We start from the raw sequence: 13,524 nt of genomic DNA, 5'->3' as shown, positions 1-13,524 counted from the left end.
TTCAATGATTGGATGGTCTGTTGCCATCCACTTTTTCATGCCTGCATCATTTGAAAACGCATGAACATGGCGATGTTGTGACAGTGCAACAGCAAACGAAAGACCCTGCATACGTATTCATTGCAGCGCCCCCCAGAAAACCCGTGAAACCCGCATCAATACACACTTTCACAACGCGACACATGACTTGGAAAGCGCTTTTTGGGGGCGCTTTCCAGCGTCCATAGCCGGCCTTATTCCGGCAATGGCGACAATCGCACCGCCGCGCCACCACCAGCCGCCAGCCACAGCGAGAGCGCCTGCTTCGAGGTGACGGTTTTGGTTTCCCGCACAAACCTGAAGCGCGCATCGCCTTTCCAATCGGCGCCATCACCATCGCGATAGATCTCAGCGCGGTAGCGTTTGCCGGCATCCAGGAAATCCAGCTTCAGTGCCAGCGTACGCGGCGTGCGGTCATTCATCGCACCCAGGAACCACACCGGTGCGCCGCGTTGTTTGCGCGCAACCGCGACAAACTGCCCCACTTCACCCGCCAGCACATGGCTTTCATCCCAATCCACCGCCACGTCCTTGATGAACTGGAAGGCATCGGGATGCTGGAGGTAATGCTCGGGTAAATCGGCAGCCATCTGGATGGGGCTGTAGATGCCCACGTACAGCGCCAACTGGCGTGCCAAGGTGCTCTGGATTTCCTGCCCATGCCGGCCAGTGAGACTGAGCACACCGGGGGTGTAATCCATCGGGCCAGCCAGCATCCGCGTGAACACCAGGGTCACTTCGTGTTCGGGCGGATTGGGCGGGTTGCCCCAGGCGTTGTATTCCATCCCGCGTGCACCTTCACGCGACACCCAATTGGGATACGTGCGGCGCAGGCCGGTGTCCTTGATCGGCTCGTGCGCATCGATCGCCACGTGGTACTTGGCGGCTTGCTGCACTACGCGCAGGTGATGGTTGCTCATCCATTGGCCTTCGTGCCATTCGCGCAGCACCGGCCCATCCACAACATCCTGCCGTTCGATCTGGCCGGCATCGCAGACATAGCCGGTCTTCACCACATCAATGCCGTTGCGCTGATCCAACGCAAACGCCGCATCAAGCTGGCGCTCATAGTGGCTCACGGCGCAGCCGGTTTCATGATGGCCAATCAGGTGCACGCCTTTTGCCGCACCGTATTTTGCCAAGCCTTGCAAATCGAAATCTGCGGTGGGCCGGGTGTAATCAAAGCCCCAACCATTGGCAAACCAGTCGCCATCCCAGCCCGGGTTCCAGCCTTCCACCAGCACGCCGCGAAACCCATTGCTGGCTGCAAACGCCATCACCCGCTTGGTGTTGGCGGTGGTGGCTGCGTGTTTGGGGCCGGTAGCCCAACTCTGCTGATCCAGATGCATGGACCACCACACGCCCATGTATTTGGCGGGTGTAAACCAGCTCACATCACCCAGTGTGTTGGGCTCGTTGAGGTTCAGGATCAAGTTCGATTCCACCAAGCCACCGGCGTTGTCGCTCAGGGTGATGGTGCGCCACGGCGTGACGAAGGGTGTGCTGCGCACCACCGGCGTCGGGCTACCCGGGGTGAGTGCAGCACGCAGCACGCCGTTTTCACCATGCAGCAAATTCATCCCGGCGTAGTCCACCAGTGCGGCCTCGTGCAGGCTGATGTGCAGGCCATCGTCGGTGCGCAGAGTCAGCGGAGTTTGCGCAATGCCGACTTCCGCAAGCGGCGTGCGGTGGTAGAGGTATTCTTCGCGGTTCCACTCCAGTGCCGGAATCCACCATGCGGTGGCGGGTCGTGCGATGGAAAATTCGGTCAACTCCTCGACGATTTGCGCTTCCTGCAATTTGGGTTGCTTGGGCACGTCGTAGCGAAAGCCAACGCCATCATCGAATACCCGGAACACCATGTCGAATTGGCGGTGATCCATGTCTTTTTCGACAAAGCTTGCGCGCAACTCGTTGTAGTGATCCCGCACGAAACGGCGCTCACCCCAAGGCTGCTCCCAGGTGTCGTCCTGGCTGCGTGTCGCTTGTTTTTCCAGCTGCAGATTACGCATCAACTGGCGGCCATTGCGAAAGATGAAACCCAGCCGCGAATCATTGATCACCGGCTTGCCATCGCGCAGCACGCGATAGGCCAGGCGCCCTTCACCATTGAGATCCAGCTGCACCTGGATACGCCCATCGGGGGATTGCACCTGCGCCACGTGTTCGGCATGGACAAACCCTGGGAAAGCCAACGCCAACAGCAATGCATATGAAAGGAATTTCATTGCATCAGTCCTGCCCGTTCAATGTTGAAATCGCCACGCCGCGTGGCGGAAGGTGCAATGTGTGCGCCGCAATGGCGGCCGTGGACATCCCCGGCACATCCAGCAGGTCGGTGCCTGGATAACCCGCCCATTGCACTGCGGCATCGGAAAGATTGAACGCCGCCAACAAGCGTTGTCCGTCGGTTTCGCGCACGAATGCCAGGACGTTGTCCGGTGCCGGCACAAAGGCGATTGCACCATACACCAGCGCCGGTTGCGCCTTCCGCCATTGCAGGAACGCACGCGCTGCATGCAGCACGGACGTCGGTGCGGCTTCCTGCGCAGCCACACTACGGGGGCGATGTGCTTCCGGCACCGGCAACCATGCTGCGCCACTGCTGAAGCCCGCATCGGCACTGCTATCCCACGGCATTGGCGTGCGGCAGCCATCGCGGCCTTTGAAATTGGGCCAGAACGCTTTGCCATACGGATCTTGCAGCGCATCGAAGGGCACTTCCGCTTCCGGCAAGCCCAATTCTTCACCCTGATACAAACACACCGAACCACGCAGCGAACACACCAGGGCAATCAATTGTTTGGCCAAGGCATCGTCGGCATGCTGCCCGCCCCAGCGGGTGACCGCACGTTGCACATCGTGGTTGGAAATCGCCCAGCATGGCCAGCCTTCCGTGAGTTTGGCTTCCAGTGCTTGTATCGTGCTGCGGATGTAGTTGGCGCTGCTGTCTGCGGTCAGCAGCTCGAAGCTGTAGCCCATATGCAGGCGCGTAGGCGTGCAATATTCGGCGGTGGTGGCCAACGAATCCTCTGACGAAATTTCGCCCAGCGCGCCGGCATCGGGATAGCGGTTGAGCAACGCACGCACGTCTTCCAGCAACCCCAGATTTTCCGGCTGGGTGTTGTTGTACAGGTGATATTGAAAGGCATAAGGGTTGTCTGCACTGAAGCCGCGCCCGGTGCGCAGTGCCGCCGGCTTGGGAGGGTTGTCGCGCAACAACGCATCGTGGTACGGGAAATTGATGGAATCCAGACGGAAACCGTCCACGCCGCGATCCAGCCAGAATTTCAAATTCTCCAATTGCGCCGCGCGCACCTGCGGATTATGAAAATTCAAATCCGGCTGCGAGGTCAGGAAATTGTGCAGGTAGTACTGCCCACGTCGCGGTTCCCACGTCCATGCCACGCCCCCGAACAACGACAACCAATTATTGGGAGGCGTGCCATCGGGCTTGGCGTCGGCCCACACAAACCAGTCGGCCTTCGGGTTGTCACGGTTTTGCCGACTTTCGGTAAACCACGGATGTGCGGCGGAGCAATGACTCAACACCTGATCGATCATCACCTTCAGCCCCAAGGCATGCGCCTTGTCCAGCACGCGGTCAAAATCCGCAAGCGTGCCAAACAGCGGGTCCACACCGCGAAAATCAGCGATGTCATAGCCAAAATCAGCCATCGGCGAAGTGAAGAATGGCGAGATCCAAATCGCGTCGACACCGAGTGAAGCGATGTAGTCGAGCTTTGCCAAAATGCCCGGCAAATCGCCAACACCATCGCCATTGGTGTCCAGAAAACTGCGCGGGTAGATCTGATAGATCACCGCGCCACGCCACCAGTTTTGCACTGTCATCTTCGCCCCACATCCCTGCATTCGGCTTGGACTATGCCGGGCAACACAGGTGTTGTGCAGTGATTCGCAAGTGAATACGTTTACACCACGCCATGGCAGCCGGCTGCGGTATATCTGCAGCCCAAGCCGCACAACGGGCCGATTCGGGCCAGGGGATTGCATGCACACCAGCACCACCAAGCCAGCGCTTTCATTTTGGCAAATCTGGAATATGTGCTTCGGGTTTTTGGGCATCCAATTCGGGTTTGCCCTGCAAAATGCCAATGTCAGCCGCATCTTCCAGACCCTTGGCGCAGGGATGGATGACATCCCCATCCTGTGGGTGGCCGCGCCGTTGACGGGCCTGTTGGTGCAACCATTGATTGGCTATCTCTCCGATCGCACCTGGTCGCGCCTGGGCCGCCGCCGCCCGTATTTTCTGGTCGGCGCGGTGCTGGCATCGCTGGCCTTGTTCGCCTTCCCCAATGTGCCCGCGTTGTGGATTGCCGCCGGCATGTTGTGGGTGCTGGATGCCTCGATCAATATCTCGATGGAACCGTTCCGCGCCTTCGTGGGCGACCAGCTCCCCGCATCGCAACGCCCCACCGGGTTTGCGATGCAGAGCTTTTTCATCGGCGTAGGCTCGGTGGTTGCCAGTGCCCTGCCCTATGTGCTGGAAAAAATGGGCGTGGCCAATACCGCCGCGGCGGGACAGATCCCCGATACCGTGCGCTATGCGTTCTATGCCGGCGGCGTGGCCCTGTTAGGCGCCATTGGCTGGACGGTGCTGCGTACCCGCGAATATCCGCCGGACATGCTGGCGCATTGGGATGCGGCACCCACCCAGGCAAGCCGCAGCCATCACACCGTGCAGATCCGCAGCCTCGCTTGCATTGCCATCGCTGCGGGCCTGCTGTTGGCAGCCTTGGTGGAAAGCCGCACGCTGGACAAGGCGCTGTACATCCTCGCCGGGTTGTTCTGTGGATTCGGGCTTGCCTTCCTGGTGCGCACCTTCCTGGCTGCCGACAACGCCTTTACCCGCATCCTGGATGATGTGCGCGACATGCCGCCGGCAATGGCGCAATTGGCGGTGGTGCAATTCTTCTCATGGTTTGCATTGTTTGCGATGTGGATCTACACCACCGCCGCCGTCACCGAAGTGCACTTTGGCAGCACCGATCCGGCTTCGGCCGCCTATAACGCCGGTGCCAATTGGGTGGGGGTGTTATTTGCCGCCTACAACGGGTTTGCCGCGCTGGCCGCCATGGTGATTCCGTGGATGGCGCGCCGCTTTGGGTTGCGCATAAGCCACCTACTGAACGCGGTACTGGGCGGGTTGGGCTTGCTGTCGATTGGCTGGATCCATGACCCGCATTGGCTCTTGCTGTCGATGCTGGGCGTGGGCTTTGCATGGGCGTCGATCCTGTCACTGCCCTACGCAATGCTGTCCGACAGCGTGCCTGCCGCCAAGATGGGCACCTACATGGGCATCTTCAATTTCTTCATCGTGATTCCGCAGTTGGTCGCCGCAAGCTTGTTGGGCTTTCTGCTGAAAACCTTGCTGGGCGGTCACCCCATCCATGCGCTGGCAATTGGCGGCGCCAGCATGATTGTGGCCGGCCTGTGTGTATTGCGGGTGCGTCTGCCCACCGAGAAAACCGCATGAGGACTGTCGTGATGCGCCGTTCGCTTACCCTCTCCATCCTTGCCAGCGGCTTGCTTGCCGCCTGCGCCTTTGCTGCACCGCGCAACCACGCGCAAGCCACCCAGGACTACTACGGCACGCTGGAACCCTTCGCCAGCCAAGCGGTGTACTTCGTGATGACCGACCGCTTCGTCAATGGCGATCCCGCCAACGACCAGCGCGACCAAGGCGGCGCGCTGCACACCTTCAACATTCCGCTGCCACCCTGCAATGGCGTATCCGGCAACATCGGCTACATGGGCGGCGACTTCAAAGGTATCGCCGATCATCTGGACTACATCCACGCAATGGGCTTCACCTCGGTATGGATCACGCCCATCGTCGATAACCCCGACGAAAGTTTCACCGGCGGTGTTGCACCCACCTGTGGCGGCATCCTCGCGGATAAAGGCAAGACCGGCTACCACGGCTATTGGGGAGTGAATTTCTACAAGGTCGATGAACACCTGCCCAGCCCCGGCATGGGTTTTCGCGACCTGTCCAAAGCCATGCACGCCAAGGGCATGAAGCTGGTGCTGGACATCGTGGGCAATCACGGTTCTCCGGCATGGGGGATGGCGTTTGATCAGCCCCAATTCGGCAAACTTTATGACCAAACCGGCAAACTGGTGGCCGACCATCAAAACCTGCCACCGCAACAACTCGACCCCGTGCATAATCCGCTGCACCGCTTCTACAACACCCATGGGCCGGTGGATGGCGACAAGGGCTCGATCTTCGATGGCAACCTGGCCCAGCTGTCGGACTTGAACGAACACAACCCGGATGTCCTGAACTATCTGGCCGGCGCCTACGAGCAGTGGATCGAGCAAGGCGCAGACGCCTTTCGTATCGACACCATCGCGTGGATGCCCGATCGCTTCTGACAACAATTCACCACCCGCATCCGCAGCAAACACCCGGGCTTTTTCATGTTTGGCGAAGCCTTCGACTACAACGCCAACACGATTGCCCAGCACACCCTGCGCGGCCACGGCGAAACCAGCGTGCTGGATTTTCCGATGAAGCAGGCGATGGAAGGGGTGTTTGGACGCAAGCAGCAAGGCTTCGAGCGCATGGCCGAATCCTTGCACCTGACCGGCGGGCCGTATGCCAACCCGTATGACTTGGCCACGTTTTACGACAATCACGATATGCCGCGGCTGGACGCCAGTGACAACGGCTTTATCGACGCACACAACTGGCTATTCACCGCGCGCGGGATTCCGGTGGTGTATTACGGCTCCGAAATGGGCTTCATGCGTGGCCGCCCCGAGCATGGCGGCAACCGCAATTATTTTGGTGTGGACGGCATTGCGCAGGCAAGCAAAAGTCCCATCCACGCGGCCCTGACCCGGATTGCCAATCTGCGTGCCAACACGCCCGCCTTGCAACGCGGCGTGCAGTTGGATATCGAACTGCAAGGCAACCGCGCCGCGTTCTATCGCGTCTATCAACACGCGGGGGTGCACCAGATTGCGCTGGTACTGCTCAACAAGGGAGATGCCGAGGCGGCATTTTCAATTGATTCACTGCTGCAAGCCGGGCGCTGGCACTCGCCGTTGGATGCCAGCACGCAGCACGTTGCCACGGGTGGCAAGCTGGAGGCCCGCGTACCCGCGCACGGAGTACAGGTCTTTGTGCTGGATGCGCCCGTCACCAATACCGCGCTAGCATCCGCCTTGAATGTGGCGATGGCCGGGGCACGGCTGCCGTAGCCGAGCCCCTCACCCCACGCTGGACGCGCGGATCGCCAGCGTGGGCTGCAAGGTCTGGCTTTGTGCCGGGGTATCGCGCACCAGCCGCAGTAGGGCATCCACCAGCAATGCACCCGCCTTGGAGGTGTCTTGCACCACGGTGGTCAACGGCGGGTTGGAAAACCGCGCCATCGGGGTGCCATCAAAGCCCACCACGGCGACATCCTCGGGCACACGCAAGCCTGCTTCCGTCAACGCATGCATCGCGCCAATGGCAATCAGATCGCTGGCCGCAAACACGGCATCAAACGGCCGCTTGCGCGCCAGCAATACTTTCGCGGCGTCATAACCTGCCTGTTCGGTACTGGGTGCATCCACTTGCAAGCCTGGCGACATCGAAAGCCCCGCATCCTGCAGCGCCGCTTCGCAGCCCTGATAACGCGCATGAAACTCCGGGAAGCGGGTTGACGCATCGCCCAAAAAGGCAATCTGGCGCCGCCCGCAATCCAATAGGTGTTGACCTGCCATGCGGCCACCGGCGTGATTGTCACAGCCGATGGTGATCCCCGGCTGGTCTTCCAATACATGCCCCCAACGCACGAAATGGGTGCCTTGCGCCAGCAGATGCACCAACTTGCTCTGGTAGGCCAGATAGTCGCCATAGCCCAATAAAATCAAGCCATCGGCCTTCATGCTGTCTTCGTAGTCGGCATGCCAGTCGTCCGACAACTGCTGAAACGACACCAGCAAATCATGGCCGTGTTTGGCACAGGCGCGGGTGATGGAACCCAGGATCGACAAAAAGAACGGATTGATGTGCGAATCATCCGGCGTGGGGTCTTCAAACAGCAGCAACGCCAGCGTCCCGGCGCGCTGGGTGCGCAGGCTGGAGGCGTGGCGATCGACTTTGTAATTCAATTCGCGTACCGCCTGCTCTACCCGTCGCTTGGTCTCGGCGTTGACCAGCGGGCTGCCTGCCAGCACCCGCGACACGGTGGCCTGCGACACCGCCGCACGGTGGGCGATGTCCAGAGACGTCACGCGGGTCTTTTTGCGGGAATGGCGGGGCTCGGTCATGCTGCGAGTCTAGCAAGATGCCACGCCGCTGTTTCTTCTTCGCCCGCAGCCAGGCGCTACTTCGCCCAACCCGGGTCATTGAACAGCTGCGGGTACTGCACCAACGCCTCACGCATGGCGTTGATCTGTGGCATCGGTGCGTCTTGTGATTCACGTACCGCCTTGGCGCCGGCGATGAATTTCACCAGCAGCCCGTGCAAGGCGGCATCCGCATCAGGTTTGAGTTTGCATTGGGCAATCATCTGGTTGACGGCGGTGTCGATTTGTTGCGCGGTGTTATGCGCTTGAGTGGCATCCATATGCCCATGTTCATAATGATCAAGCGCCTGCACGGCTTGGCGAATACTGCGCATACCTGCACGCAATGGCGCATCGGTGGCCCAGCGCTGCGCAGGCGTGGTGGCCGCAGCAGGCTGCACGGTGTGCGTGGCATGTGCATCGTGACCGGCATGGCCAGACGATTGCGCCAGTACAGGCGACGCACAAACAGCGCAGGCAAGGTTGGCGATCGCAGCAACAATAGTGTTCGTTTTCATCACAGCACTCCAAGATGCGAAAGGATCTTGCTTTACCTTCGCACGGGCGCGGGGTGTTGACCATGATCCAGGTCAACGTGCAAAAGCGATAACGCTGGCGGCAGCAATTCGGGCTGGGGCAAAAGGTTCAAGCAGGCCATGGATGGCCCGCGTCCGCCGTATCAACTGCCAGTGCCCCCACCCCGCCTTTGACCCAAATCAATGACGCCAACGCGCATTGGCAACACCATGCCTGTTTTCCAGCACGGGAACCTGCACATGCAACTGGTGTGTCCTGCCGGCAGTCTGCCGGCCTTGCAAGCGGCGGTGGATGCCGGTGCCAATGCGGTGTATGCCGGCTTCCGTGACCAGACCAATGCCCGCGCATTCCCGGGTTTGAATTTTTCCGATGCCGAGCTGCGCGCCGGCATTCGCTATGCGCACGCCAAGAGTGCCAAGGTGTATCTGGCGCTGAATACCTACCCCGACAGCGCCCGTTTGGCCGATTGGTATGCCGCCGTGGATAACGCCGCCATCCTTGGCGCCGATGCCATCATCGCCGCAGAAATGGCGGTGCTGGACTACGCCGCGCGCACCTACCCCAAACTGCCACGTCATCTTTCGGTGCAAGGCAGCGCCACCACCGCGCCGGCCCTGCAATATGCCTATGACCGCTTTGGCATCAGCCGTGCGGTGCTGCCACGGGTGCTGTCACTGCAACAAGTGGAACGTCTGTGCGAGCGATCACCCGTGCCGCTGGAAGTCTTCGCCTTCGGCAGCCTGTGCATCATGGTGGAAGGCCGCTGCCAACTGTCCAGTTATGTGACGGGCGCATCACCCAATCGCCACGGCGTGTGCTCGCCTGCCAAGTTTGTGCGCTGGGACGAACACACCGACGGTAGCCGCAGCGTGCGCTTGAACGATGTGTTGATCGATGAGTTCAAGCCCAATGAGCCCGCCGGCTACCCCACGGTGTGCAAGGGCCGTTTTGCTGTGGGCAATGAAATTTTCCACGCACTGGAAGAACCCACCAGTCTCAACACCATGGCGTTGTTGCCGCGCTTGCAACAGATCGGCGTGGTGGCGCTGAAGATCGAAGGCAGGCAACGTGGCGTGGCCTATGTCAGCTCGGTCACGCGCACCTGGCGCAGCGCCATCGATCAGCTCAAGACCAACCCGGAACACTGGCACGTCAAGCCCGAATGGCAGGCCGAAATTGCGCGCCATGCCGAAGGCCACCAGACCACGCTGGGCCCCTATCACCGCGCTTGGCATTAAGGATTTTTGATGAAACTCAGCCTTGGCCCGTTGCAGTATTTTTGGCCGCGTGAAACCACGCTGGCGTTTTATCGGCAAGCCGCGCAATGGCCGGTGGACATCATTTATCTAGGCGAAACCGTGTGCAGCAAGCGGCGCGAACTGCGCACCGTGGAATGGCTGGCATTGGCCGAGGAATTGGCGGCATCGGGCAAGCAAATCGTGCTGTCCACGCTGGCGCTGATCGAAGCCGAAGCCGAGCTCAGCGTGCTGGATCGGCAGATTGCGCATGGCGGCTTCTGGATCGAAGCCAATGACCTCTCCGCAGTACAGCTCTGCAAGGAAAAAGGCCGCGCATTCGTCGCCGGGCCATCGCTCAATGTGTACAACCACCGCACCTTGGCCATGCTGATGGACGATGGCCTGCGCCGCTGGGTGCCGGGCGTTGAACAAGGCCGCAACCTGATTGGCGAATTGAAGGACGGCGTGCTCGGTGATGGCCGCACCATGCCGGAACTGGAAGTGATTGGCTGGGGCCGGCTGCCATTGTCGTATTCGGCCCGCTGTTTTACCGCACGCGCACTGGATGTACCCAAAGACCAATGCGGCTTCCGCTGTATTGATTATCCCGATGGCATGCCGCTGGCCACCCGCGAAGGTCGCCCGTTCCTGCGCATCAATGGCATCAGCGTGCAGGGCGAAGAAATCACCGACCTTGGCCCGGAATTGCCCGAGCTGCGCAGCTTGGGTGTCGATATTTTGCGCCTGTACCCGCAAGCTGAAGGGATGGAGACCATCGTGCAACACTTCGATGCCGCACGCCACAGTGACACCCCACCGCCCCACATCGGTGAACGCAACGGCTATTGGCATGGCGAAGCCGGCATGCGAATGACGACTTGATCGGCAAGCTGCTGGCACAGGTAATGATGGAATGATCTTGCTTCCTTCCCCTGGAGGGAGAAGAAAAGGTTAATCCACCCGGTAATGTGCGCCCAAACTTTGCTGGCGCGCAATTGCAGCCTGCAACATCATTTGTGCCAGCGTGCCTTGCCAGCCATCCATGGCTGCGCAGTCGGCAAGCGCTGCGTGCATCGCTGCGCCACTGCGCACCGGACCCATCGTCTGCATCATCAAGTCGCGCAGATGCAGCAAACTGGCGGCATCCAGTGACGGCTTGCGGCGCAGCACTTGATAGTGGCTCTCGGCTGCTTCTGCTGGCGGCATATCGCGCAACAACTGCCCCAGCCTGCGCCCGCACACCACCCCTTCCAGCAAGGAATTACTGGCCAACCGGTTGGCCCCATGCACGCCATTGCAGGCCACTTCGCCCACCGCATACAGTCCCGGCAATGAAGTGCGTCCTTCGGCATCGGTGGCCACGCCGCCCATATGGAAATGCGCGGCAGGTGTCACCGGAATGGGCTGCACCCGCGGATCGATGCCACGCGCCATGCACGCCTGGAACACGGTGGGAAACTGCTTGGGGAAGGATGCGCCCAGCATGTGCGCATCCAGCCATGCGCCGCCCTCGCGGCAGGCCCGCCATACGCGGCGTGCCACCACGTCACGCGGAGCCAAGTCCGCCAGCGGATGCACGCCATCCATCAGTGAATTGCCGACTTCATCCAGCAGACGTGCGCCCGCACCACGCAAGGCTTCGGTCACCAGTGGCAGGCTGTGCACGCCGGGAATGGCCAGCGCCGTAGGATGGAATTGCACAAATTCCAGATCCCTTGCGGCAGCGCCTGCCTGGATCGCCAACGCCAGCCCGCTGCCATCGGCATCGGCCGGATTGCTGGTCTGCGCAAACAACCCACCAATGCCACCGGTCGCCAAAATCACGGCCCGCCCATGCACAACGCTGCGCGTGCCATCGGCTTCGAGCAGGCACACGCCACACACACGACCATCGCGCAGCACCAGGCCATCCACATCGACATCGGCGCGGCGTTGAATGTGCGGCGCACTGCGCGCCGCCGCTACCAAGGCCTGCATCACCTTCGCGCCGGTCGCATCGCCACCGGCATGCACGATGCGCGAACGGTCGTGACCGCCTTCGCGGCCCAATTGCAGCCGACCTTCGGCATCACGATCAAACACCACGCCTTGCTGTTCCAGCCAGTGCACCGCATCGACGGCACTTTGCGTGAGGATGTCCACCATCGCCAAGTCGTTATGATGGCTGCCAGCCACGCAGGTATCGCGCGCATGGTCAGCGGGATGGTCACCCTCACCTATCGCGGCGGCGATTCCACCTTGTGCCATCGCGCTGGCCGCACCTTTGACGCCTTGCGCACGGCTCAATACCAACACCGGCGTGGGTGCTACGCCCAGCGCCGCCGATAGTCCGGCAATACCGCCACCGACGATGAGGACAGGATCGGGCGCGTTCACACCTTTTCGCCGCGACCGACGGCCAACATCCGATCCAGCGCTTTGCGTGCCCTGACGATCACATCCTCCGGCACATGGATTTCATTGCGCATGTCGCGCAGACATGCATGAATATTGGGCAAGGTGATCCGCTTCATATGCGGGCATAGATTGCACGGCTTGATGAACTCCACCTGCGGAAACTGGTTGCGCAGGTTATCGGCCATCGAGCACTCGGTGATCATCGCCACGCGTACAGGCTTTTCTTTTTCCAGCCATTTGCCCATGGCGCTGGTGGATCCCACAAAATCGGCTTCGGCCAATACTTCAGGCGAGCACTCGGGGTGCGCCACGATCTTGGCGTCGAAACGCTCACGGGTGTGGCGCGCCTCCATCGCGGTGAATTTTTCATGCACCTCGCACTGGCCGTGCCAGAGCACCAATTCGACCGGAGTTTGGGTGGCCACCCACGCACCCAGATAGCGGTCGGGCAGGAAAATGACCTGGTTGACGCCGAACTCGGCAGCCACCGCATTGACCATGTGCACGGCGTTGGCCGACGTGCAGCAGGCATCGGATTCGGCCTTCACCGCGGCGCTGGTATTGACATAGCTGACCACCGGCACGCCCGGGTGTTGCGCACGCAGCGCACGCACATCTTCGGCCGTGATCGATGATGCCAGCGAGCAGCCGGCCTGCATATCCGGAATCAGCACGGTTTTATCGGGGGCCAGAATCTTGGCGCTTTCGGCCATGAAGTGGACACCGCACAGTACGATCAGATCGCTGTCACACTTGGCTGCCGCCTGTGCCAATGCCAGCGAATCACCAGTGATGTCGGCAACACCATGGAAGATTTCCGGCGACTGGTAGCTGTGCGCCATGATTACCGCGCCGCGTTCTTTTTTAAGCGATGCGATGGCGTCAATCCACGGCAAATGCAGCGGGACTTCCATGCACGGAATCAGGCGTTCCAGGGTTGCAATCAACGGCGCATGACGCGCTTCCAGTGCGGGGTCCCAAGACGGTACAGCAGGTGCGTTCATTT

General features: G+C 60.7%; 9 protein-coding genes and 1 pseudogene. 4 read left to right on the top strand and 6 right to left on the bottom strand.

The annotated features are described in order from the left end of the window. Positions 1-233 precede the first annotated feature (233 nt). Positions 234-2,267: a glycoside hydrolase family 97 protein gene (locus K7B09_RS05660; protein WP_223627616.1), complete on the bottom strand. Its 2,034-nt coding sequence runs from the start codon at positions 2,265-2,267 to the stop codon at positions 234-236. A 4-nt stretch (positions 2,268-2,271) separates the two neighbouring features. Then, positions 2,272-3,891, bottom strand: a complete 1,620-nt coding sequence (locus K7B09_RS05655) for an alpha-glucosidase family protein (protein ID WP_223627613.1) — start codon at positions 3,889-3,891, stop codon at positions 2,272-2,274. A gap of 160 nt (positions 3,892-4,051) precedes the next feature. Here K7B09_RS05655 and K7B09_RS05650 point away from each other — a divergent pair, with 160 nt between their 5' ends. Together K7B09_RS05650 and K7B09_RS05645 are read left to right on the top strand one after the other, a co-directional pair. Beyond that, positions 4,052-5,536, top strand: a complete 1,485-nt coding sequence (locus K7B09_RS05650) for an MFS transporter (RefSeq protein ID WP_223627611.1) — start codon at positions 4,052-4,054, stop codon at positions 5,534-5,536. Positions 5,537-5,547: 11 nt separating this feature from the next. After that, positions 5,548-7,272: pseudogene (locus tag K7B09_RS05645) on the top strand (alpha-amylase family glycosyl hydrolase). 9 nt (positions 7,273-7,281) lie between these two features. Here K7B09_RS05645 and K7B09_RS05640 read toward each other — a convergent pair. Then, on the bottom strand, positions 7,282-8,328 hold the full coding sequence (locus K7B09_RS05640) for a LacI family DNA-binding transcriptional regulator (protein ID WP_223627609.1): 1,047 nt from the start codon (positions 8,326-8,328) through the stop codon (positions 7,282-7,284). A 56-nt stretch (positions 8,329-8,384) separates the two neighbouring features. Next, entirely contained in the window at positions 8,385-8,864 is a 480-nt protein-coding gene (locus tag K7B09_RS05635; protein WP_223627607.1) for a DnrO protein, read from the bottom strand. A 258-nt stretch (positions 8,865-9,122) separates the two neighbouring features. On the opposite strand from K7B09_RS05635, the gene ubiU reads away from it, so the two are divergent. Together ubiU and K7B09_RS05625 are read left to right on the top strand one after the other, a co-directional pair. Beyond that, on the top strand, positions 9,123-10,121 hold the full coding sequence (ubiU, locus tag K7B09_RS05630; RefSeq protein ID WP_223627605.1) for a ubiquinone anaerobic biosynthesis protein UbiU: 999 nt from the start codon (positions 9,123-9,125) through the stop codon (positions 10,119-10,121). Between the two features lie 9 nt (positions 10,122-10,130). Further along, positions 10,131-11,003, top strand: coding sequence for a U32 family peptidase (locus tag K7B09_RS05625; protein WP_223627602.1), 873 nt, complete (start codon positions 10,131-10,133; stop codon positions 11,001-11,003). A 69-nt stretch (positions 11,004-11,072) separates the two neighbouring features. Here the strand turns inward: K7B09_RS05625 and K7B09_RS05620 are convergent, their stop codons facing one another. Both K7B09_RS05620 and nadA read right to left on the bottom strand, forming a co-directional pair. Next, on the bottom strand, positions 11,073-12,497 hold the full coding sequence (locus K7B09_RS05620) for an L-aspartate oxidase (protein ID WP_223627599.1): 1,425 nt from the start codon (positions 12,495-12,497) through the stop codon (positions 11,073-11,075). Continuing rightward, positions 12,494-13,522, bottom strand: coding sequence for a quinolinate synthase NadA (gene nadA, locus K7B09_RS05615; protein WP_223627596.1), 1,029 nt, complete (start codon positions 13,520-13,522; stop codon positions 12,494-12,496). Before nadA ends, K7B09_RS05620 begins: the two co-directional genes overlap by 4 nt. Positions 13,523-13,524 lie beyond the last annotated feature (2 nt).

The organism is Thermomonas beijingensis (assembly GCF_020034655.1).
GTDB classification, from domain to species: Bacteria; Pseudomonadota; Gammaproteobacteria; order Xanthomonadales; family Xanthomonadaceae; genus Thermomonas; species Thermomonas beijingensis.
Note: the sequence above shows the minus strand (reverse complement) of the source record. Positions and strands in the feature narration are given on the sequence as shown.

Coding starts and splice junctions, on each gene's coding strand:
- K7B09_RS05660 (WP_223627616.1), bottom strand. CDS start 2,267: ATGAAATTCCTTTCATATGCATTGCTGTTGGCGTTGGCTTTCCCAGGG.
- K7B09_RS05655 (WP_223627613.1), bottom strand. CDS start 3,891: ATGACAGTGCAAAACTGGTGGCGTGGCGCGGTGATCTATCAGATCTAC.
- K7B09_RS05650 (WP_223627611.1), top strand. CDS start 4,052: ATGCACACCAGCACCACCAAGCCAGCGCTTTCATTTTGGCAAATCTGG.
- K7B09_RS05640 (WP_223627609.1), bottom strand. CDS start 8,328: ATGACCGAGCCCCGCCATTCCCGCAAAAAGACCCGCGTGACGTCTCTG.
- K7B09_RS05635 (WP_223627607.1), bottom strand. CDS start 8,864: ATGAAAACGAACACTATTGTTGCTGCGATCGCCAACCTTGCCTGCGCT.
- ubiU (WP_223627605.1), top strand. CDS start 9,123: ATGCAACTGGTGTGTCCTGCCGGCAGTCTGCCGGCCTTGCAAGCGGCG.
- K7B09_RS05625 (WP_223627602.1), top strand. CDS start 10,131: ATGAAACTCAGCCTTGGCCCGTTGCAGTATTTTTGGCCGCGTGAAACC.
- nadA (WP_223627596.1), bottom strand. CDS start 13,522: ATGAACGCACCTGCTGTACCGTCTTGGGACCCCGCACTGGAAGCGCGT.